The organism is bacterium, assembly GCA_024224155.1.
In the GTDB taxonomy this organism is placed as follows: domain Bacteria; phylum Acidobacteriota; class Thermoanaerobaculia; order Multivoradales; family JAHEKO01; genus CALZIK01.
On record JAAENP010000217.1, the window covers coordinates 1 to 20,645 of the forward strand.

21 protein-coding genes and 1 tRNA gene are annotated in these 20,645 nt (G+C 63.6%); 5 read left to right on the forward strand and 17 right to left on the reverse strand.

Annotated elements, in window-relative coordinates:
* On the forward strand, positions 1-964 hold a 964-nt coding region (locus GY769_11860; protein MCP4202617.1), incomplete at its 5' end, for a sigma-54-dependent Fis family transcriptional regulator.
* 61 nt (positions 965-1,025) lie between these two features.
* Here the strand turns inward: GY769_11860 and GY769_11865 are convergent.
* Positions 1,026-1,125 (reverse strand) — tRNA-Sec (locus GY769_11865).
* A 55-nt stretch (positions 1,126-1,180) separates the two neighbouring features.
* On the reverse strand, positions 1,181-1,387 hold the full coding sequence (locus GY769_11870) for a zinc ribbon domain-containing protein (protein MCP4202618.1): 207 nt from the start codon (positions 1,385-1,387) through the stop codon (positions 1,181-1,183).
* 273 nt (positions 1,388-1,660) lie between these two features.
* Between GY769_11870 and GY769_11875 the strand changes: the two genes are divergently transcribed.
* Positions 1,661-2,722 (forward strand): response regulator transcription factor, encoded by a 1,062-nt coding sequence (locus tag GY769_11875; protein ID MCP4202619.1) that lies wholly within the window; start codon positions 1,661-1,663, stop codon positions 2,720-2,722.
* Here GY769_11875 and GY769_11880 read toward each other — a convergent pair.
* From GY769_11880 to GY769_11900, 5 genes are all read right to left on the reverse strand, one after another.
* The gene (locus GY769_11880; GenBank protein ID MCP4202620.1) at positions 2,697-3,560 is read right to left on the reverse strand and encodes a hypothetical protein; all 864 of its coding nucleotides are present in this window, start codon (positions 3,558-3,560) and stop codon (positions 2,697-2,699) included. The genes GY769_11875 and GY769_11880 overlap by 26 nt on opposite strands.
* Before the next feature lie 110 nt (positions 3,561-3,670).
* Complete coding sequence (locus tag GY769_11885) at positions 3,671-4,390, reverse strand: hypothetical protein (protein MCP4202621.1); 720 nt, start codon at positions 4,388-4,390, stop codon at positions 3,671-3,673.
* Entirely contained in the window at positions 4,387-4,776 is a 390-nt protein-coding gene (locus tag GY769_11890; protein ID MCP4202622.1) for an SDR family NAD(P)-dependent oxidoreductase, read from the reverse strand. The genes GY769_11885 and GY769_11890 overlap by 4 nt, the downstream gene beginning before the upstream one ends.
* Positions 4,777-4,819: 43 nt before the next feature.
* Complete coding sequence (locus GY769_11895) at positions 4,820-5,281, reverse strand: MaoC family dehydratase (protein MCP4202623.1); 462 nt, start codon at positions 5,279-5,281, stop codon at positions 4,820-4,822.
* Between the two features lie 28 nt (positions 5,282-5,309).
* Entirely contained in the window at positions 5,310-6,404 is a 1,095-nt protein-coding gene (locus tag GY769_11900) for a phosphotransferase family protein (protein MCP4202624.1), read from the reverse strand.
* A 127-nt stretch (positions 6,405-6,531) separates the two neighbouring features.
* Here GY769_11900 and GY769_11905 point away from each other — a divergent pair, with 127 nt between their 5' ends.
* A complete protein-coding gene (locus GY769_11905; protein ID MCP4202625.1) occupies positions 6,532-7,725 on the forward strand; it encodes an acyl-CoA dehydrogenase in 1,194 nt (397 codons plus the stop codon).
* Between the two features lie 193 nt (positions 7,726-7,918).
* On the opposite strand, the gene GY769_11910 is transcribed toward GY769_11905, so the two are convergent.
* The 9 genes from GY769_11910 to GY769_11950 all read right to left on the reverse strand — a co-directional run bounded on the left by GY769_11910 (position 7,919) and on the right by GY769_11950 (position 18,343).
* A complete protein-coding gene (locus GY769_11910) occupies positions 7,919-8,938 on the reverse strand; it encodes an NADP-dependent oxidoreductase (GenBank protein ID MCP4202626.1) in 1,020 nt (339 codons plus the stop codon).
* A gap of 6 nt (positions 8,939-8,944) precedes the next feature.
* Complete coding sequence (locus GY769_11915) at positions 8,945-9,559, reverse strand: TetR/AcrR family transcriptional regulator (GenBank protein MCP4202627.1); 615 nt, start codon at positions 9,557-9,559, stop codon at positions 8,945-8,947.
* A gap of 121 nt (positions 9,560-9,680) precedes the next feature.
* Positions 9,681-10,427, reverse strand: a complete 747-nt coding sequence (locus tag GY769_11920) for a hypothetical protein (protein ID MCP4202628.1) — start codon at positions 10,425-10,427, stop codon at positions 9,681-9,683.
* Positions 10,427-14,020 carry a hypothetical protein gene (locus tag GY769_11925; GenBank protein ID MCP4202629.1) on the reverse strand — a complete coding sequence of 1,198 codons (3,594 nt, stop codon included), beginning with the start codon at positions 14,018-14,020 and terminating at the stop codon, positions 10,427-10,429. The genes GY769_11920 and GY769_11925 overlap by 1 nt, the downstream gene beginning before the upstream one ends.
* A gap of 32 nt (positions 14,021-14,052) precedes the next feature.
* Positions 14,053-14,604 (reverse strand): hypothetical protein, encoded by a 552-nt coding sequence (locus GY769_11930; protein MCP4202630.1) that lies wholly within the window; start codon positions 14,602-14,604, stop codon positions 14,053-14,055.
* Positions 14,605-14,642: 38 nt separating this feature from the next.
* Positions 14,643-15,929: a hypothetical protein gene (locus GY769_11935; GenBank protein ID MCP4202631.1), complete on the reverse strand. Its 1,287-nt coding sequence runs from the start codon at positions 15,927-15,929 to the stop codon at positions 14,643-14,645.
* Between the two features lie 20 nt (positions 15,930-15,949).
* A complete protein-coding gene (locus GY769_11940) occupies positions 15,950-16,483 on the reverse strand; it encodes a hypothetical protein (GenBank protein ID MCP4202632.1) in 534 nt (177 codons plus the stop codon).
* Positions 16,484-16,512: 29 nt separating this feature from the next.
* Entirely contained in the window at positions 16,513-17,052 is a 540-nt protein-coding gene (locus GY769_11945; protein ID MCP4202633.1) for a hypothetical protein, read from the reverse strand.
* Between the two features lie 250 nt (positions 17,053-17,302).
* Positions 17,303-18,343, reverse strand: a complete 1,041-nt coding sequence (locus GY769_11950; GenBank protein ID MCP4202634.1) for a transglutaminase-like family protein — start codon at positions 18,341-18,343, stop codon at positions 17,303-17,305.
* A gap of 73 nt (positions 18,344-18,416) precedes the next feature.
* On the opposite strand from GY769_11950, the gene GY769_11955 reads away from it, so the two are divergent.
* Positions 18,417-19,343 carry a glycosyltransferase family 2 protein gene (locus GY769_11955; protein MCP4202635.1) on the forward strand — a complete coding sequence of 309 codons (927 nt, stop codon included), beginning with the start codon at positions 18,417-18,419 and terminating at the stop codon, positions 19,341-19,343.
* 30 nt (positions 19,344-19,373) lie between these two features.
* Here GY769_11955 and GY769_11960 read toward each other — a convergent pair whose 3' ends face one another.
* On the reverse strand, positions 19,374-19,814 hold the full coding sequence (locus tag GY769_11960; GenBank protein ID MCP4202636.1) for a hypothetical protein: 441 nt from the start codon (positions 19,812-19,814) through the stop codon (positions 19,374-19,376).
* On the opposite strand from GY769_11960, the gene GY769_11965 reads away from it, so the two are divergent.
* Positions 19,797-20,597 carry a hypothetical protein gene (locus GY769_11965; protein MCP4202637.1) on the forward strand — a complete coding sequence of 267 codons (801 nt, stop codon included), beginning with the start codon at positions 19,797-19,799 and terminating at the stop codon, positions 20,595-20,597. The genes GY769_11960 and GY769_11965 overlap by 18 nt on opposite strands.
* Positions 20,598-20,645 lie beyond the last annotated feature (48 nt).

Here is a 20,645-nt window from a genome sequence, read left to right on the forward strand (position 1 = left end):
CGGCAGCAGCCCGCCGATCCAGAAGCTGATGGAGATGATCGAGCTGGTCGCCAAGAGAGAGGCAACCGTCCTCATCGAGGGAGAAAGCGGCACGGGGAAGGAACTCGTGGCCAGGGCTCTCCACGCCTCGAGTCAGCGCGCAGAAGGCCCATTCATCCCCGTCAACAGCGGCGTCATTCCGGAGAACCTCTTCGAGAGCGCCGCCTTCGGCCATGAGAAAGGCTCGTTCTCAGGCGCCGATTCCAGACACATCGGCTACTTCGAACGCGCCAGCGGAGGAACGATCTTCATCGACGATGTCGATGATTTCCCCTATCAGCTACAAGTCAAGCTGCTGCGCGTTCTGCAAGAGAGAGAGCTCGAGCGGGTCGGAGGAACTGAGCCGATTCCGGTGGATGTCCGTGTCGTAGCCGCCTCCAAGGTGAACCTCTGGGCAATGGTGCAGCAAGAGAGATTCCGTGAGGACCTGTACTTCCGCCTCAACATCGTTCCCATCCACGTTCCCGCTTTGCGCGAACGGAAGGACGATATTCCGCTTCTGGTCGAGCATTTCCTGGAGAAGCACCAGGCGGAGGCCAAGGCCAAAGCCAGACTCTCCGAGCTGTTGGGAGAGCTCATGGATTACGACTGGCCCGGAAATGTCCGACAGCTCGAGAACATCGTGCTCAGGATCATCGCTCTGCCTGAGACTGAGCAACTCGGGCTCTCGGGAACAAAGGGTACCTCCGCCACGGTGCCGGCCGACACCGGAGCCCAGGCCGCCACGCCGTACCCGGCCTATACCGATTTCATCGAACAGAAGGACCGGGAGATCATCCTCTGGGCCCTCGAAGAGACGCGCTTCAACACCAGCACCGCCTCCAAGATCCTGGAGATTCCGCGGTCTACCCTGAGAAGCAAGATGGAGAAGTACGGAATCGGACAGCGGGAGCAGCAAGCGAACCGCCCCCGCGGAGGCCGATAACCATTCGGTTGCCGGTCATGCACTAGGTGGAGTCGCGAAGGCCAGGGCCTATTTGAACAATTGGCGGAAGCGCATGGGAATCGAACCCACCCTCGACGCAGCATCCTGCGCCAAATAACGGTTTTGAAGACCGCAGGAGGCACCAGCCCCCGAGCGCTTCCGTTGCGAATTGTACTGTGAGCGGCGCCCGGCCGCCCCACCCTTCGGCTAGGCCGCTCAGGTGAAGCCGGAGCCGGCACCGCATCCTCGTGCCGAAGCAGCGGCGGCCTTGCCGTCCGAGCTGCTGGCGAAGGTCGAAAACTGCTTTTCGACTTCTGCTGCTTCACACTTTGGGCAGGCCAGGCCGTCGGCACCCTCGCCGATTCTCTGGAGGATCTCGAAGCGGTGGCCGCACTCGGTGCAACTGTATTCGTAGAGGGGCATGGTCTGTCTCCGGAGGAATTCTAGCTGTCGCGGCGAAGACGGTCGAGACGGAGCTCGACCGCTACAGTGGAAACGAGCGCGACCGAGCTCGACCGCCATACGGGCTACAGGGGGAAACGGTAGCGAGGAAGGCGGTATTCCCCACCGAAGCAGGGGATTCTTCGCTTGCGCTCAGAATGACGGCAGAAAGCACCGAACCACACGAAGGTCCCGAGCGTAGCTACCTCGGAATCCGTGAAGGTTCCGTGAAGACTTCCCGCTAGGATCCTCTCGATGAAGAAGCGTCGCAGCGTGCTCGTCATCGAGGACGACCCCGATATCGCCGGGTTGGTCGAGCTGCACTTGCGCGATCTCGACTGCGCCACCGATATCGCTGCGGACGGGACTCGGGGCCTCGAGTTTGCCGAGAGCAACGACTACGATCTCATCGTCCTCGACCTCATGCTTCCGGGGCTCGACGGCCTCGAGATCTGCAAACGCGTTCGCGCCGGCTCGCGCGGGCACGTGCCGATTCTCATGCTCACCGCGAAGTCGACCGAGCTCGATCGGATCCTGGGTCTCGAGGTCGGCGCCGACGACTACCTGACCAAACCGTTCAGCATCCTCGAGTTGGTGGCGCGGGCCAAGGCCCTGTTTCGCCGGGTCGAGCAGCTGGCGAAGCCGGATTCGGCGGAGCCCGAATCCATCACGCACGCGGACCTGTCGATCGACCGGGCCCGGCGCCGTGTCACCGTGGCCGGCCACCAGGTGCAGCTCACCGCCAAGGAGTTCGATCTTCTCTACCATTTCGCTTCGCACCCCGGCAGGGTCTTCACCCGGAGCCAGCTCCTGGACGAGGTCTGGGGTTACGCTCACGAAGGCTACGAGCACACGGTCAACTCGCATATCAACCGGCTGCGAGCGAAGATCGAGCCCGATCCGGCCCGTCCCCGCTTCATCGAAACCGTCTGGGGCCGGCGGCGGCTCGCGCGTGTTCACGGTTCTCGGAATGCTGGTGACGACCAACGACACCGTCTACTCGGCCCGCAGCAAGGTGAATCGGAGCAAGACGTTCTACGGCGATGCCTACGATGCCGGCAGCGAGGCCAACACCCTGAGCTGCAGTCACATTCCGGGTCCGCCGTGCGGCAACGGCGGCGTCCGGGTGACCAACGGCGCCGAGGGCACAGTGACCATCAGTCAGGGCATCAATCGCGGTTCGCTGCGGCCCTTCGATTGGCGCAACCCGGTGATGAAGGTCAAGGTCAAGCGCGTCAGCGAGTAGGTCGCCGGAGTCGGGAGGGGACACGAAGGAATCGTGTCCCCGATGCTAGTTGTTCGGCGCGCCGGCGTTGATCCAGGAGATCAGCCGGGCGAGCTCGGCATCGGTGAGAAACGGCCCGCCCTCGGGCATGCGCTCACCGCTGATGTCGGCGTCGCCGCGGAGCTTCTTGACGATGTAGCTCGCCTCGGGATCTCCCGGCTCGACCCGATCGAACTGGGGCATCTGGCTGGAGGGCTCGTTGACCAGTTCCCCGAAGCTCATGCCCTCGGCCAGAACCAGGCCGGCACTGGCGCTGTCGGCATTGTGACAGCCGAAGGAGTCGCAGGTCGGCGTGAAGATATCGTTCTGTAGCGCGGTCAGCGTCGCCGCACCGCCGCCACCTCCCGCGGCACACTCCGGAATGCTCTTCAAGGCGCCCTTGTTCTCGGCCAAATCGACACACAACGTCAGTTCGGTGCCTTCTTCGAGGTCGTTACCCGCGGGCATCAAGGTCACCATCATCAAGGAGTCGGCCGAGATGTCTTTCTTGATCTTCTTCCTGGCCGAGAATGTCCCGTCGGCCTTGATCTTGAGCTTGAGCGTGACTTTCTGTTGCTGCCTGCCGGTGTTCATGTCCTCGAACTTCGCGACGACCGTGGCCGTCGCCGGCAGCGTGCCACCAGCCGGCGCGGTCGCCACCCCGGATACTTCGACCCAGCGCTTCTTGAGCTTGACCGAGGCCGGGAAAAACCAGGTGTGAATCAGAGTGGCCTGCCCCTTGGTCAAGGTCTCGGTCAACTTGAAGAAGGTCTTTAGGCGTTGGAAGTTGTCGCCGGTGAAGTCCGGCGCGCAGCTCTGAGCGAGCACCGCCACGCAGAGTGTTGCGAGGACGAAGAGCGTACGGAGTCCGGGACGACGTGGATCTCTCATGGCCGGGTTTCCTGAGGCGCGGTGGAGTTTCAGAAGCCGTGCGACTGCGCGCCCAGCGCACCCCCGGATTGTCGCAAATTCGGCGCCCGGGTGAAACCCCGCCGGATGCTCTAAACCATGGTGACGAGCTCGGAACTCGGCAGGTGGGAGGCGCTGTTGAAGGTCTTCAGCCGCAGCCCTCTGGGGCCGGGCAGAAGCTCGGTAACCGCCGTGTTCTGGACCTTCCAGGTGAGCTCGATCGCCCGGCCATCATCGAGCCCGAGCGCCGCGGCCGCGGCAACGCCCGCGGGGCCGCCCGAGGTGAAGACCGCGACGTTCTGGCCCGGGCGCGCGGCGGCAGCCAACTCGTCGAGGCCCGCCTCCACCCGGGCCCGGAAAGCCTGCCAGGGCTCGAGGCTGTTGCTCCTGAGCGACAGCTCGCCGCGGGCCCAGAGGTGGGTGATGTAGCGATAGGCCTTCCAGAAGACCACGAAATCGGGCTCGGAGCCGCCCTCGAGCACCTCGACCCAGGCGCCGATCCTCGGGTCGGTCGCGCGCAGCTCGTCGAGAGCCGCCAGAACCACCTCGTAGCCCGAGTGCTCGTCGAACGCTTCGGCCGGCTCGAGCTCGGGCCAGGTGCCGCCGGCATCGGTAAAGGCCCGGCCGGTTGCCTCGGCGGTCTCGCGGTGGCGTCGGCCGGTCCCGGCCAACACCCGATCGATCTCGAGACCGCGCCCGGCCCAGTGCTCTCCGAGAATTCGGGACTGGTACTTGCCCAAGTCGGAAAGCCGGTCGTAGTCGTCGGAACCGGCGGAGGCCTGGCCGTGGCGAACGAGCAGAAGGCGGCTCATGGATCCTCGAAGCTCATCACCTCGTTGGCGAAGAACTTGGCGCGCAGTCGCCTCATCCCCGCCAGCCAGCGGTCGTAGTCCGCGGCTTTACGCTCGAAGTAGGTCCTGACCTCCGAAAACGCAACGCCGGCATTCGAGCAGAGGAGATCGATCGGACCGAGCTCGGTTTCGGTGCGCTCGACCGCCCGCCGAATGTCCTCCTCCTTCGACACGTCGACCTCGAGGGCGAGGCCACCGATCGACGCGGCCACGTCCCGGGCGCCGGGCTCGTCGAGGTCGGCAACCGCCACTGCCGTCGCACCCTCAGCGTGAAAACGCTCGGCCAGCGCCCGACCGATGCCGTGAGCGCCCCCGGTGATCAATGTGATCTTGTCTTTCAGTCTCATCCTGATTGGTCACCTAGTTCCAACGGGAATTCGATTATGTGAATCATGCGGTGACGAACAGAGAGAGGGTCTCGGCCAGCAGTGCCGGTTTCTGCTGACCTTCGATCTCGACGGCGACTTCCGCCGTCACCAGAAGCCGACCACTGTTCTTCTCCCGCACCTCGATGATCTTGAAATGCGCCCGGACCCGGCTTCCCGCCTGAACCGGCTGCAGGAAGCGGACTCTGTTCAAGCCGTAGTTGACCGCCATGACGGTGTCTTCGGGCACGACGGTGATCTCCTCCAGAAGCCTCGGAAGAAGGGAGAGCGTCAGGAATCCGTGCGCGACGGTGCCGCCGAAGGGGGTCCCAGCTGCGCGCTCCGGGTCGATGTGAATGAACTGATGGTCTTCGGTCGCATTGGCAAAGTCGTTGATGCGCTCCTGGGCGATCTCGAACCACTCGGAGGGAGCCGACTCCCACCCCGCCATACTCAGCAACTCGTCCCTGGGAACCACTCTAGGCATTCGATCTCCTTCGATTCTCGATGATGACTCAGGCGAAGAGCCTGTCGATCCGGCCCTTCGAGATTGCCTGGCTCGCAACAACTCCGCACAAACGAACGCCTTCGATCAGCGAGGCGAAGCGCCGGTCTCGTGTGTCGCCGCGCTGGTAGCGCGCGTAGATCTGTTGGATGATGACCGCGATCTTGAACAGGCCGTAGACGTAGTAGAAGACCAAGTGCTCGAGCGAGCGCCCGGTCACTCCCGCGTAGCGCTCGGAGATCTCGAGTCGAGATGGGTTGCCGGGAATCGTCGTCGGGCTCAGCTTGAGCTCGAGCATCTCCGGCGGATCCTCCGGGTCGACCCAGTAGCCAAGCGAGGTTCCCAGGTCCATCAGGGGATCGCCGAGGGTCGCCATCTCCCAATCGAGTACCGCCACTACTCGGCTCAGGTCCTCCGGATCGAGCACCAGATTGTCGTACTTGAAGTCGTTGTGAATCAGCGCGGCTTCTTCTTGCTCGGGCAGGTGGGCCACGAGCCAGGCGGCGGCCCTTTCGATCGCCGCGACGTCGTCGGTCCGGGCGGCGTCGTAGCGCCGAGCCCAACCTTCGACCTGCCGCCGGATATAGCCTTCCGGCCGGCCGAGATCGGCAAGGCCGACGCGCTCGTAGTCGACCGCGTGCAGCTCGGCCAGAGTGTCTACCAGCGAACCCGCAACCGCCGCCATCGTAGCCGGCTCGGGCTCGAGCTCCGCGGGCATCCGCGGTCGCAGAATCACGCCCGCGACCCGCTCCATCAGATAGAACGGCGCGCCCAGCACTTCGGCATCTTCGCAGTAGACGAGCGTTCTGGGGGCCTTGGAGTAGCTTCCGGCCAGTGCCGTGAGAATCCGAAACTCGCGCCCCATGTCGTGGGCGGATTTGATCTTGGCCCCGAACGGCGGCCGGCGTAGGACCAGCTCGACATCGGCGATCGAGACCAGATAGGTCAGGTTCGAGAAGCCGCTGGGAAACTGGCTTACCCGCAGATCGCCTTCCGACCAGGGCAGCTCGGGCAGCTCGCGGCTCAAATAAGCGCTCAGCCGCTCGGTGTCGAGCTCTTCGCCACTGCGCACCGCTGCGGGTCGATCGACAGGCGAGGAGGTCATTCGGACGGGATCCACGTAGACTTCTGGTCCGGCAAGGGCGAGCGTCGACGATATCAGCAGCATCAGCAGCATCAGCAGCCGGGCGGCAGACGGCGCAGCCAACTGCAAGCACGAAAAGGCGAACCAGATGGACTTCACGATCTCCGAGCGCATGGAAACGGTTCTGGGCATGATTCAGGAATTCGTAGAGAAGGAGCTTCGGCCGCTCGAGTTTCTCTTCCTGGCCGAACCGTTTCGAGACCTGCTGCCAAGGCTCGAAGAGAAGCGCGGCATGGTCAAGCAGATGGGCCTCTGGGCACCCAACGTCCCGGAAGAGCTCGGCGGAATGGGCCTCGACCTTGTCGACCACGGGCTGGTCTCGGAAGCTCTGGGAGGCTGCCCTATCGGGCACTACGTCTTCGGCTGCCAGGCGCCGGACGCCGGCAACATCGAGGTGCTGCACCAGCACGGAAGCGAGGCTCAGAAGACCGAATGGCTAAGACCGCTGGTTGATGGCGACATCCGCAGCTGCTTCTCGATGACCGAGATCGAGATGCCGGGCTCGAACCCGGTCCTCATGGAGACCACAGCCGTCCAGGACGGTGACGACTACGTGATCAACGGCCGCAAGTGGTACACGACCGCCGCCGACGGCGGGGCGTTCGCGATCGTGATGGCCGTGACCAACCCGGACGACGCTCCCCACGCTCGGGCTTCGATGATCATCGTGCCCACCACCACGCCGGGCTTCGAGATCGTGCGCAACATCGCGGTCATGGGCGAGACCGGCGACGACTGGCTGAGCCACTCGGAGATCGCCTATCAGAACTGCCGGGTGCCGCGCTCGAATCTGCTGGGCCAGGAAGGCCAGGGATTCGTCATCGCCCAGGAGCGTCTTGGGCCCGGGCGCATCCACCACTGCATGCGCTGGCTGGGGATCTGCCGGCGTTCTTTCGACCTCCTGTGTGCCCGCGCCGCCTCACGGCCGATGGCGCCCGGGCGGGTGCTCGCCGACAAGGAGATCGTCCAGGGCTGGATCGCAGAAAGCGCGGCCGAGATCGAGGCCGCCCGCGCGCTCACTCTGCAAACCGCCTGGAAGATCGAGCGGCGCGGTTGGAAAGAAGCCCGTGAGGAGATCTCGATGATCAAGTTCCTGGTCGCGGGCACCATGCTGCGAGTGGTCGACCGCGCGCTTCAGGCGCACGGCGGACTGGGCATGACAGACGACACTCCGCTCGCCTTCTGGTACCGGCACGAGCGCGCCGCACGCATCTACGACGGGCCCGACGAGGTCCACAAGCAGGCGCTGGCCAAGCGGATCCTGAAGCGGTACCGGCGCTAGAGTCGCCAATGCCGGCGGTTCGCATCGCTCGAGGGCAAGCGGTGGTCGACCGCTTGTATCTATAGCCTTGGCAGCGCGACTGAGAGGCCGGCCGTGTGCGCCACGGAGCGAGCCTCTCTTCGCTCGCGAAGTGGCGGCACCGGCGGCCCCCTATCGATGGTGTGGCTCGACTGCCCTACAACACGGCAAGGGTCTACTCGTCGGCCAGGCGCACGATCTGTTTGCCGAAGTTCTCGCCCTTGAGCATTCCGATAAACGCCGCCGGCGCGTTTTCGAGGCCCTCGGCGACGGACTCACGATACTCGAGCTTGCCTTGGCCGAGCCACTCTGCACCCTTCGCGACCCACTCGGCACACAGCTCGGGGTAGTTGAAGACGATGAACCCCTGCATGCGAATACTCCGGCCGATCAGGATGACGAGCCCGCGCGGACCGGGTGGCATCTGGGTGATCTCCGCGTTGTAATCGGCGATCATGCCGCAGAGCGCGATCCGCCCCCGTTCGCGCATATTGAAGATGGCGGCCTCGAACATCGGTCCGCCGACGTTCTCGAAGTGAACGTCAATGCCTTGCGGGCAGGCTTTGCGCACCGCCGCGATCGGATGCTCGATCGTCTTGTAGTTGAGGGCGGCGTCAAATCCCAACTCGTCGGTCAGGAACGCGACCTTCTCGTCACTGCCGGCCGAGCCCGCGACGTAGCAGCCCAGGTTCTTGGCGATCTGCCCGACCACCGAGCCCACGGCCCCGGACGCCGCCGTGACGAAGACGCGCTCTCCCTCCTGCAACTCACCGACGCCGATCAGCCCGACGTAGGCGGTCATTCCCGGCATTCCCAGAATCCCCAGATGGTAGGACAGCGGCGCGAGATCGGGTTGGACCTTGTGCAGCCCTTCGCCGTTCGTAACCGAGAAGGTCTCCCAACCGAGAACCCCCGAAACCCAGTCTCCCTCCGCAAGCTCTGGGATACAGCTGGCGGCAACCTGCCCCACGACTCCGCCCTGCAAGGGCTCGCCGACTTCAAACGGTGGGATGTACGACCTGCCCGCGTTCATCCGGCCGCGCATATAGGGATCGACCGAGAGGTACACGTTGCGAACCAGAACCTCGCCCTCGGCGGGCTCGGCAAGGGCTATCTCGTCGAAGTCGAAGTTGTCGGGGGTGACCCAGCCTCGTGGACGGCTTCTCAGCAAGACACGCTGATTGGTCTCAGGCATTGGCGTTCAATTCGGCACCAGGACCGCGGCCAGAGCCATCTCGGTCACCTGCCGGGCGACTTCCTCGCCCGAGACCCGACCGCCCTTCTCGAACCACTTACTCAGCCAAAGCACCATGCCCACCAAGGTGAACGCCGCCACGGTTGTATCGAGTGGTCTGAGCTTTCCCTCGTCGATCAATGCTTCGAGAATGTCGCGAATCGTCTCGACGTAGGCTCGCTTGCGCCGGGTGATGGTCTTGCGGTCGTCCCCGACCAGCGCGTTGGTCTCGTCGATCACCAGAATCGTGAACGCTCCGTCCTCCTGCTCCGTGGTGAGGGTAGCGAGCGTATGGACCAGGTTGTGAAGACGCTCTTCGCTGTTGCGGGCCGCGGCGGAAGCCTTCTTCGTTTCCCGTTCGAGCACGTCCATCGCATAGCTCATGATCGAGAACAGCAGCTCTTGCTTGCTCTCGAAGTGGTAGTAGAGCCCCATCTTGGTGACTTCCGCGCTCTCGGCCACGACATTCATCGACGTCGCGTCGTAGCCGAGCTCGAGAAAGACGTGCGCGGCCTTTCTGAGGATGTCGCTCTTTCGAGCGCTGCCCTTGAGGGTCGGCTCTTTGAGGGGGGTGCTGGTCATGGGCCGCTCTCGACCGACCAGTATAGTGCAGCGGCGGAGTCACGTTTGCCGGCCCCAAGACCGGCCGGGCCGGCGGGGCGCAGGACCTGAGCCGCGTCAGAAAGGCCCGCTGCAGCGACCGCTACTCCGAGACGAGGGCGTTGAAGCTGGTCGCCTCGAAAACCGCGTCGCCGACGTTGAAGACTTCCGGAAACGCGACCTCGAAGGAACCCTGCTCGTTGGGTGCGAGGGCGTTCGCCTCCATCGATGCGGTCCGAGATTCGATCTCGCCACCCTCCAGATCCAGCACGGTGACCTGGATCGAGATGTCGCCGGCGAAGAACTCGGACGGGTTGCGCACTACGCCGGTGATCCGGATTCCGTCGGAGCCGGCGCCGAGAACAGCGTCCCAGGAAATGACTTCGAGAGGGTTGTCCTCGGGGCCTACGACTTCGCCTTCGGAGGCTTCGGTAGCCGCCGGCTGGGTCGTCGAGCCCGCCTCCTGATCGTCCTCAGAGGCCACCGGATTCGGCAGAGTGGCCGGATCGACGTGGCCGACGTCCTTATCGGTCAGAACGAATCTGGCCTTCAGTGCGGGGGCCGGCTTCCGCGCCGACCTCTGAGACCTGGCCTTCGCCGCAGCCTGGACGGCCTCGGTGCGCGCCTCACTCGCCGCGAGATCGACCTCGCTCAGGCGCATCGAAGCGAACGTGCCGTCGGCGGTATGGAAGACGACCAGGCGGCCTCTGATCTCCCAGCTTCCTCGGGTTTCGACCGCCGTGCCGCCGGTGGTCACCAGCCAGTCCGCGGCGGCAGGTCCGCCCGAAAGCGAACCTGCCGCGAGCAACAGTCCTACCTGCACAACCGGGAAACTCGCCCTCGATCTCACTAGAACTCCTTCCAGTTTCTCTGCACGACGCAGACCGGAATCGGAACGATGCACTCGACTCCGCTTTGTGATTGGAGCGTCATGACATTGAGACTGTACTGAGCGAACTTGCATTCCTGAGGCATCTTGCTCATCAGGGACGTACGAATTGCCTGCAGCTCGCTCTCCGAGCACGCGTCCGAACCGGAGGGAGCCTCGGTGGGATCATCGGGTTTGTCCCCCGCACCGGCATCGGCTTCGACGAACGGATTGGTGACGAAGTCCCCGACCTGACGGAAGCGTTCCCTGTTCGTCTTGATGCCCACTCCATTGGTGGTGAAGATCGAATAGAGGCGACTGCTGCCCGTACTGCCGCAGCTTCCGGCGATCTCTTCCTGCTCGGCAGGGATGTAAGTCGAGAAGAAAACGATACCCGACAGACCGAAAGACTTGGTGATCAGGCGTTCCTTGTTGTCGAGCTTGAGATGGAAGCCGCCCTGGAAACCGGAGGCCGGATTCGCCAGCAGATCCGCATCGACGTTGCCGTCCGCGGTATTCGTCGCCACGAAGCCCTCGAGATCGGACTCATCGAGTGGCAGCGCGTCTGGATCTCCCGAATCGGGTGCCAAGCCGTCATCGAGCAGCACGTAGAACCGGCCGTCCAGCGGGTCGGGCATGTCTTTCGGGAACCACAGATCTTCGCGATCTCCGGTACCGAATGCGAGCGCGAAGCGAGCGAGCTCGGGAACGAAGATCACCGAAGGCGGATAGTAGATCGACCTGCCACCGGTGGAGAAGATCGGGAACGGATCCCAGCGGGGATCGGTGATGCGATCGACCGTCTCCAAGCGAGGTGGAGATCCCGTGGTGGGATTGTTGCGCGCCCAGTTCTGAGCTGTAACGCCGGTCTCGAGCGCGACCGGTTCACTGATGTCGACCTTGTAGAGATAGCCCGCGGTGTTGCCGATGTAGATCGTGTCGAGATAGCTGTCCTGGTCGGTGTCCACCGCGGCGGGCTCACTGGGTGTCGAGGCCGGTGCGGTCACTACGCTGAAGAACTTCGTTTTGTCGATGCGCCGCTTGTAGACCATCTTGCCGGTTTCGATATCGACCATATAGAGGAAGTTGCCGGAGACCTGATTGCCCACCGGGTTGCGCTTGAAATCGGGGTCGAGCCCACCGCCGAAGACAGCCACGTACATGTCCACCGTCTTCCCGGCGTCGTTGGGGTCGATGAGCCTGATACGACCGGTGTTGACCTTGGACCAGGTGAAGCCTAGATCCGCGGCACCATTGTTGTCCTCGTCCCACTTATCACCAAACTCCCACAGGCTTTCGGGGTAGCGCCGATCGCAGGTGCTACCGGCAGGAGCAAAGGTGCACCCCGGTCCGCGCGCGTCCGGAATCGGCAGGTTCGTCGACGAGTCGATTCGGTCCGGCTGAGTGATATCGAGAGCATAGTAGCTGCGGCCTCCCTCTCTCAGGCCGCCGATCACCACCGTGCTCCACACGCGCTCGGTCGGGTCCAACGGATCCGACGCATTGAAGAAACGATCCCGCAAGACGTCGTCGACCGTCAGCGGACCGTCGACGGTGAACTGCTGACCGCCGCCCTCCGACATGTCCCGGATCGCGGGCATCACCGCGCGCGGCACGTAGGCGAAAAGCTCTTGGCCGGTTCCGGCGGTGTACTCGAGGAATCCATCGCTGTTTCGGAAGGCATGCCCGGCATCAAAGGCGTGCAGAGCGCCTTCGTTGGTGCCCACGAGGAGGACCCGGCGGCGACCGATCTGATCCCTGACGAAACAGGGGTAGCGGTCCTTGCTGTCGTTGGTCACTCCGCAGGGCTCGATCTCGCCCTCCAGATCCTTGGCGAAGTAATCGAAACGGTTCGGGTCGCCAACGATCGCGGGATCGGAGTGGAAGATATCGCCCATCACGTAGTCGACCGGCGCCGGAATCCGGGTAATCGGGTCCAGAACCGTCGCCGTTTTTTCTCTGAGGAAGTACTTGATGACCTCTTCGCCATCGGAGACGAAATCGGGCCGGCTCGGGTCCGTGGCGCCAGGCACCGGTTTAAAACCGAACCCTTGGGGTCCGTAAAAAGCGTTCTGTTGATTCACCGCGGTCTCGAACCGGAAGAACCTGCGGCCCTCGGGCACACGCGTCGAGCTCCGCCGGCCCCAATACACTCGGCGTTTGCCGGCGGCGAGACCGATCTTCAGATCGCTCTCGACCTCGGTCGCATCCGGCGCCTGATCGAGCAGCTTCTCGCTGGCTTTCCATGCCAGGCAGTTCTCGTCGTTATCCGGGTCGGCGCAGACCTTGTTGCTGTCCGGAACCTGCTGGCCACCGACGTCGACGAGGGGCACCGGCTTCTTGTAGGAGTCGATCCGCCCCGGCCAGATCGAGACGCCGTCGTCGGTCGGGCTGAAAGAGCTCAGGTAGATGTTCTCCGAGGCCGAGCCGATCAGCGACGGTATCGCGGCGGTCGCAAACGTACGCGACTGACGTCGAACGTTCTCGATGATCTCGTTGAACGCCGCGACCAGCGCGTCTTGATCCGTGGCCGTATAGGCGTGCACACCGTCAAGGGTGCCGTCGCCGTCCACGTCTCGCTCCGGCGAACCGCCGGCCACTGCAATGTTCTCGAGTGCCGCGTTGTTCACGGAAAAGCCGATGACGTAGGTCGTGATGCCCGCGGCTCGGAGCTCGGTGGCCGCGGTAACCGCATTGCCGCCGCAGGTCTCGAAGCCGTCGGTCATGAGAATCACGTGCGCCCCCCGGCAGCCGTCGGCGAAGTCCGGGTCATTGGCTACCGCGTCCGGCCTCCAGCCGTCGTACCAGGTTTTGAAGTCGCGCAGCGCGCCCTCGAGCGGAGTGTTTCCGGAGGCGAGAAAGGGTCGAGCTCTCTCGTCAACCAGTCTGTGAAGACCGTTCTGCCGGTTGTTGTTGAAATACCGCTCAACTCCGTAGCCGGCACAGGCCGAGTAGCCGGGATCAGTGGGATCCGGGCACTCTCCCAGCGCCAGGTTTGGAGCCAGACGCTCCCGGATCCGCTGGACGTTGTTGTCGTTCCAATCGAGAGGAATCAGGTCACCGCTGCTCAACCCACTTGGGGTCGTGGTCGTGGCCCAGTTGAAAGTGTAGTCGTTGGTGTCTTGGTCCAGAGTTGGATCGTCGTTAGTCTCCACCCCTCCGACGCCCACGCACCAGAGTCCCTGCGTCTCGCCATTGTTGACACGGGTGCCGGCAGCCACGGTGGTCTTGCTGGTGACTCGGTGACCGGTCTGATTCGGAAACGTGGCGAACCCGAAGTTGACGCCCTCTGTGCCCAGAAGAACCTGGTCGAGTGCCTGCTTCGCCTGAAAGTGGCGCGAAGCGGGATCGTCTTCACGGAGAGTGGCGGTATTGCCGTTGTCCACCCTACGGGCCATTGACCCCGTGTTGTCGAACAATACGAACAGATAGGGCGCGCCCTGGGATTCCCGGAAGAGATCGCGATCGTCGGCTCGTGCGGACGGGGTCTGCCCAAGCGGAGTCAGGCTCAGGGCCAACAGGCCCAATGACAGTGCGACGACGTTCCTGCGGACGGTTGTGTTGTTGCGTTTCATCTCATGTTCCTCAACTCAAGCCGAGATTCGAATTAATACTTGACTTCAAATTCCTCGGGCGGAGGATTGAAAATCTCTTCACGGAATGCGGTGTCCCAGGGCTGCAGCTCCACCATCAGGCTGACGGTCCGGCGCGCCACGACCTCCGGGCTGGCCGGCGGCGGCCCCGTACCCGTCCAACCGATCCGTTCGGACTGCGCCGACACGGCGTGGTTGACCAGTTGCTTTTTCTGGGGCCCCTGATTGATCTCGCACAACGCGCAGGCGCCAGACTGGATGGCGAGAAATGGGGATATGTTGACGCGATTGGCCAGGTGGTAGTTCTGAGCCCGGTCCTCTTGATTCATGCGGAAGGTGAAGGGGTCCTGGCCGCTTCGAGTGAGCGCCCTGGCGGTCCCGATCGCGACCCCCGAGTCCGCGGAGTAGAAGGTCTGCTCGATGGTCTTTTCGTTGGCCGAGATCTGCATCTCGGTCTGGGTGACCACGGAGAGCGATAGTCCGATGATCATCAGGACGACCATCGCCATCAACGAAATGATGTAGGCGCTGCCGGCCTCGCGGCGGGCAAACTTGGACTCGCTCATTCTCGTACTGTTCCTGGAACTGTTCATCCGGGCGACTCCTATAGGTTCCTGAAATCGATGACCGATTGGACCTGGCGGCGGCGGTAGCGGCGATCCGACAGCTGGGCTTTGTCGGCCGGCGTGTCCGGCTCGTTGTAGATGCGGTCCTCGATGCTGGTGATGGGCGGGGCCACGTACTTCATGTCTCGCTGATCCGTCCGAACCAGTGCGGTGATGCGCATCAGCTTGAGCGGGCTGCCGTTCCAGACCCAGGGTGGCGCCGCCTGGTCGAGGGCGTCGTCCTTGTGATTGAACAGCCACTCGTCCGTGGCATTGGCGCCATCGTTGACGATGCCGTCGCCATTGGAGTCGACTCCCAGCGCGATCTGGAGATCCCAGACGTTGTCGGCGATGTCTTCGGCCGCCGACGGATTACTCGGGTGGATGTCATTGGAGCCCGGATAGAAGCGCGCGCGGGAGAGCCGCGGCACGAGCGTCCGGTTCGGATCGGTCGTATCCGTCGTATCGCGGAGGTAGTAGCGGTACTCCTCGAGCACTCCGACATAGGCGGCCGAGGTCATCTGGGGCGGAAAAACACCGTTCGGCATCAACTGCTGGTAGTACGTGGCCTGCCGCGTGCCAGCGGTTCTGACGAAGTTCAAGGTAACGCCCTGAATCTCGTTCTCTCCGTCGATCACCGTTTGAGCGATCGTGCCGCCGGTGAGCTCGACGATTCCGTACAGACTCGTTCCAAGCGGGCTGACCACGATCAGTGCCTCGGGGTCACCGCCGTTGGCGTTGGTCACGGCCTCTGCCAGCACACCCAGATCCTGCTCCACACCCATCGCGCTCAGCCTGCCGACAGTGAGCGTGTTGCCCCCAAACTGGGGCACCGAAACCTGGCTCTGGTAGACCGAGCCGAAGAGCACACCGCGAACGGTCAGGGTGTCGGTCCCGGGCAGAATCGGCGGCGTGGTCGCGCCACCGATTCGAGTGCCCGCGGCGACGTTGTTACCGATCGTGAGAGCGGCGCCGTTCGGCAACAACTGACCGGTGTAGGGTGCGTTCGGGGGTATGAAGGTCGGCAGCCCACCGCGGCCCGCCATGCGCGCATAGCGCTGGGTGTCGTAGAGAGCGACCCGGAGATTCTGCTGAAGGTCGGCCAGCTGGGTCTGGTTCCTTGCGACTCGCACGCTGACCTGAAACAGCGACAGGACCCCGACCATGACCATGACCGTAATCGTCATGGCCAGCATCATCTCGATCAAGGTGAAGCCCTCGGAGACGCGTTTCCCAGACCTTCGGTTTCGGTCCCGGCTTCGATTCGATTGCTTGGCTGTACTCATATTCTCTGATCCCGTGAGTCTCAGTTCGATCGGATGGTGTTCAAGGTGATGGTCCGAGCCGGTCCGAGCAGACTCGATTGACCGCCACGCTGGACCTCGATCAGCACCTGCTTCAAATGAACATTGCCGACGTGGGCGGTACCCTGCAGCGCCTCGGTCTCGTCGAGCACCTCGTCATCGATCGCGCTGATGTGAAACTGCCGCACGGTGACCGTCTTCGACCACAGGTAGCTGGTTCCGGCGGGCGCCGGCGCGTCCTCCCAAGTGTGCGTCGCGGGATCGAAGTACTGGTCGTTTACCAGCTCACCGCTGCCGGAGGGAACATCCATCACGGGTACCGGAGCTCCTGTTGGGTCACTGAAAGGCGCCTGAAAGTAGTTTTCCATCTCTGACCGTGCGAAAGCGGCCGCGCGCGTGTTGTCGTAGGCCATCTGGTTGGTGACCGTCGAGCGAGTAAAGATCGGCACCACGCCGAGCAGCACAATGAGCAGGAAAAAGCTCGCTACCAGCACTTCGATCAGCGAAAAGCCTTCTGACCTGCGCAATGACTTCATGTTTCTCATCTCGTTCGCCGACCTTTCGTCTAGTACCAGACCCAAGGATGCGGGCCTTCGTCCCGAGCCCACCACTTGGCTCCGTCCCACTTTCTGATCTCGATCCGGGCGACCGACCGGGGCTGGACGCTCACTTCCAGGAAATTGCGCGGATTGGCCGGATGGTCGCACAACCGGTACCCCCCCACCGCATCGACCGAGCCGTCCGCATTGAAACGTGCCTTGGTCGTGCCATCGAAGCCCCAGATCGCTCCTCCGAGAGCCGCCGCCGGCTTGCCGATGTAGAGACCGGCCTGCAGGGTCGTGCGCATCAACACCTCTTCGCCGACATCGAGCAGGCCGTCGTCGTTGTCGTCAACCCACGACAGGATCTCTCGAGTCCCGCCGTCGATCGAATAGACCGTCGGCCGGCTGTTCTTGAGCGCCTGGTAACGAGCCAGGCGAAGCCCGTTCGTGGTCTCCGTGGCGGTGCCCATCAGCTTGTTTCTGTTGATCAACTTGTCGAGCGCGGGGAAACCGATCAGCACGATCAGGGCGACCAGAGCCATTACGATCATTAGCTCAATCAAGGTGAAGCCTCGGCGAAGTACAGATTTGGGTTTGCGGCAGTTCATGGCTTGGTCCAGCTAGCGCAAATCGAGTGCCAAAGCTCGGCAGCGCTCGCCAGAGAGCCCTAACGTTCTCAAGAACAACGGTTTAGCCTCGAGACCGCGGGATTCGGTCGAGACCCCGCCAGGCCTGCAGTTGTTACCAAACGAAACGCTTCTGCCAAGACTCGGCAACGCCCACGGGGGGGCAGGTGGCCCCAAACGCGCTCCCTCAGCGCAGGGACTTGGCTTGGACAAGCGCCGAGACGCGAAGCCGACGCGGTTCGAGCATGCGGGCGGCGTTCTGAGCAACCAGAGCCCACTCGCGGTCACCCTCACTCAGGTAGCCAAAGGCGGAGGCCGGCCGGCCGGCCACGCATTCGGTCACGCCCCGCCGGTAGTGCTTGAGCATGCGAGCCACTCGAATCGAGAGCCCGCGCGAAGGCGCGCCCTGCTCGAATCCTGAATCGATTCCAGCCAGCACCGAGCCGAACGCTCGGCAGGCATTTCGAGATCCTGCCAGCGAGTAACTCTCGATCTCGAACTGCAGATCCCGTCGGCTGGTTCGCAGGGCACCGCCCTCGCGCCTAAAGATCGCGGACCAGCGTTCGACACGCTCGCGGTGCTTCCGGCTGCCGGCCCGGATGACGATGCTGGCGCGCTCGGGCTCAGGATCCGCACGGGCGTCCGGAGATTGCTCGGAGGTCGACTCGCCAGGAGCGGCTGCGGCACCGGACTGCGGAGCCTCGGGCAGAGACGCCAGTGTCGCTGTCCACGAGTCGGCGGGCGGCGCGAGCTGCTCCCGGTGATTCTCTACAGCCCGGCTCGCCGCTTCGGTGAGACGCTCGAGATGGGCCGTGACGAGCTCGCGTCGCTGCCGAGGGCTCGAGCCGACCCGTGAGCTCTGTGGCTGGTCCCGCCCCAGCGGAGCCACCTCTTGGCCGGCGCAGCGCCGCAGCGACCGGCCCCGGGCCTCGAGAATCGAAGCTCGCGATCTCGCGTCGCGAATGGTTGCCGCCAGCTCCCGGACGATCTCGAGCGCTTCCGCGCCGACCGCCAACCGGGCGGCCAGCGCGGTGGAGAGCTCGCTCGAAGCCGCCGGCCGGATGGGTTTCCGGCAGAGCTCATCGGCCTCGGCAAGCAGCGCCCACGCCACCTCATTCGGATCCGTGGACGTCCGGACCGAGAGGGTTCCGAGCCACAGAGCCAGGCCGGCGACCAGGGCCGCCGCGGCCAGAATCAAACAGGTCTTCGTGCTGAAGCGGGGCATCATGGGTCTCTCCTCATCCGGGACAGACGCGAACCCAGCCAGCTTTCTGGCGCTCGGCTAGAATCTCTTCGTTTTGATGAGCAATCCGAACACCCCCCGCGTTGCGGCGCTGGTGCTGAACTACAACGGCAAGGACATCACTCTCCAATCGCTGGCCAGCCTGGAGAAGATGGTCTATCCGTCTTTCGATCTCATTCATATAGACAATGGGTCGACCGACGGCTCCAGCGAGGCGGTCCGGGAGCAACATCCCCGAGTCATCCAGATCCGTGTAGAACAGAACAGCGGCGCTGCCAATGGAATGAACGCCGGGCTCGTCTACGCTTGCCGGGAGAAGTACGACTACATCCTAGCCTTGAACAACGACATCGAAGTCGACCCGGAGATGCTCACCGAGCTGATGAAGGTCGCCGAAGGCACCGAGGACCTCGGCTGCGTCGGTCCGAAGGCTTATTACTACTGGGCGCGGGAGAAGATCTGGTCCGCCGGCGGCATCATCCGGTTCAAGGAGTCGGTGACCCGTGAACGAGGCATGCTCGAAGACGACCACGGCCAGTACGACCGCGATCAGGAGGTCTCGTACATCAACGGCTGCGCCCTCTTGACGCCGCGGCGCGTGGTTGAAGCGATCGGACTCTGGGACCCCATCTTCCACCTGGCCGTGGAGGACGCCGACTGGTGCATGCGTATGAAACAGCGCGGCTATCGCTGCATGTATGCCCACCGCGCCAAGCTCTGGCATATGGTCTCCCACACCGCCGGCGGCTACGTGCCCCGCCGGACCTTCAACACCGGGCGCAGCGCCGCCCTCTTCGTGAGGCGTTACGCCAACCCCTGGCAGTGGCTGACGTTCTTGGGGTTCACGGCGGCCGGCGTCGTCTGGGCCTTCTTCAGGGAGCTGCCAAGGGGCAATCAGATGGCCGCGATCAAGAAAGCCCACGGAGTTCTCGTCGGCCTGGGGACCAGAATGCCGAAGCCTCCCGGGCTGAAGGGTTCTTCTTAATGTCTTCTTGGCGGCGCAGGGCGCCTTCGGCTAACAGTAGTATGGAGTTGGCAGGAGGCTCTCCTGAATCTCGCCAAGCTCATCGCCGGTCTCAAGCGAAGGCCGACCCCCGTGCGCAGTGCGCTTGAGCGGCGCTGGTCTTCCGACCGGCGCGTCGTCGAGCGTCGCGCGCGTGACATACCGGTGACGACCGAACGCCGCAGCTTGCCGGAGCGGCGCGCAGCAGGCGATCGGCGCAGTGGTCTCGACCGGCGTGGCAACAAGGCAATCATGACGCTCTGGCTGCATCGCTGCTCCCAGGTCGTCGAAGATCACCGCCAGTGCGGCCAGCCCGCCATCCTGCACTCCCGGCACGGCTGGCGTTGCTATTGGCATCTCGATCAGAGCGCTGGCCGTCGAAGCAACTAGAATCTTCTCGATCTTCTGCTCGCAGTGGCGGTAGACTTCTGCGTCATGGACGACTCTCGGCACAGGCGCTACAAGAAGCGTCTGCAGGTTCGGTTCTGGCGGCAGGGGGACGACAACAGCCATTCCGGCTACACCACTAACATCTCGATGACCGGGATGTTCGTCGCGACCAACACTCCGGTCCGACCCGACGAAAGGATCAAGGTAGAGATCCTCGGCGATGACGGCGGCCGCGTCTTGTACGGCGAAGTCGTACATGCCGCGCGCGTTTCGCCGCTGCTCAGCAAGCTCCGGCAGGCCGGGATGGGCATCCGTCTGCTCGGCGTCGATGAATTGGTCGGTGAACTGATCGGGCGGGATCGAGGACGGTTGCGCGAAGAAGTCGAGTTCCGCGTCCACGCTCCGATGCGAACCGGGTACGAACAGCCCGCCGGGCCGGGCGCCGCCCAATCGCACAGCGAGCCGGCTCGGTCCGAGGAACCCCTCGACACGACACCCGAAGACGAATCCGAGTGGGTGGAAACGGTGAGTCCACTCGACCCGACCTTGTTTTCGATCCGCTTCGAGAGCGGCGAGGAGTTTCTTTCCGCGTTCAGGCGCGAGCTCCAGCACGGGGGCATGTTCATCAAGACCCATCATCCGCCGGGCGTCGACGAGGAAGTGACTGTCGAGATCAAGAGGCCGGCCGAAGAGCCCGTGCGTTTGCCGGCTCGGGTGGTGAGCCGGCGAAACCCCGACAGCGCGGTCGATTCTCGGAATCCCCCCGGAATCAACGTCGACTTCAAAGACCTGAAGAGCGCCCTGGAGGAATTGAATCGCTTGCGTGATATCACGCAAGAGGACTGACTCCCGGGCCGCTACCGGATTCTAGCCGGCTTCTAGAAAGGGACCCCA

Coding starts and splice junctions, on each gene's coding strand:
- GY769_11930 (MCP4202630.1), bottom strand. CDS start 14,604: ATGAGCGAGTCCAAGTTTGCCCGCCGCGAGGCCGGCAGCGCCTACATC.
- GY769_11925 (MCP4202629.1), bottom strand. CDS start 14,020: ATGAAACGCAACAACACAACCGTCCGCAGGAACGTCGTCGCACTGTCA.
- GY769_11885 (MCP4202621.1), bottom strand. CDS start 4,390: ATGAGCCGCCTTCTGCTCGTTCGCCACGGCCAGGCCTCCGCCGGTTCC.
- GY769_11950 (MCP4202634.1), bottom strand. CDS start 18,343: ATGATGCCCCGCTTCAGCACGAAGACCTGTTTGATTCTGGCCGCGGCG.
- GY769_11890 (MCP4202622.1), bottom strand. CDS start 4,776: ATGAGACTGAAAGACAAGATCACATTGATCACCGGGGGCGCTCACGGC.
- GY769_11870 (MCP4202618.1), bottom strand. CDS start 1,387: ATGCCCCTCTACGAATACAGTTGCACCGAGTGCGGCCACCGCTTCGAG.
- GY769_11955 (MCP4202635.1), top strand. CDS start 18,417: ATGAGCAATCCGAACACCCCCCGCGTTGCGGCGCTGGTGCTGAACTAC.
- GY769_11935 (MCP4202631.1), bottom strand. CDS start 15,929: ATGAGTACAGCCAAGCAATCGAATCGAAGCCGGGACCGAAACCGAAGG.
- GY769_11940 (MCP4202632.1), bottom strand. CDS start 16,483: ATGAAGTCATTGCGCAGGTCAGAAGGCTTTTCGCTGATCGAAGTGCTG.
- GY769_11965 (MCP4202637.1), top strand. CDS start 19,797: ATGGACGACTCTCGGCACAGGCGCTACAAGAAGCGTCTGCAGGTTCGG.
- GY769_11895 (MCP4202623.1), bottom strand. CDS start 5,281: ATGCCTAGAGTGGTTCCCAGGGACGAGTTGCTGAGTATGGCGGGGTGG.
- GY769_11880 (MCP4202620.1), bottom strand. CDS start 3,560: ATGAGAGATCCACGTCGTCCCGGACTCCGTACGCTCTTCGTCCTCGCA.
- GY769_11900 (MCP4202624.1), bottom strand. CDS start 6,404: ATGACCTCCTCGCCTGTCGATCGACCCGCAGCGGTGCGCAGTGGCGAA.
- GY769_11875 (MCP4202619.1), top strand. CDS start 1,661: ATGAAGAAGCGTCGCAGCGTGCTCGTCATCGAGGACGACCCCGATATC.
- GY769_11910 (MCP4202626.1), bottom strand. CDS start 8,938: ATGCCTGAGACCAATCAGCGTGTCTTGCTGAGAAGCCGTCCACGAGGC.
- GY769_11915 (MCP4202627.1), bottom strand. CDS start 9,559: ATGACCAGCACCCCCCTCAAAGAGCCGACCCTCAAGGGCAGCGCTCGA.
- GY769_11905 (MCP4202625.1), top strand. CDS start 6,532: ATGGACTTCACGATCTCCGAGCGCATGGAAACGGTTCTGGGCATGATT.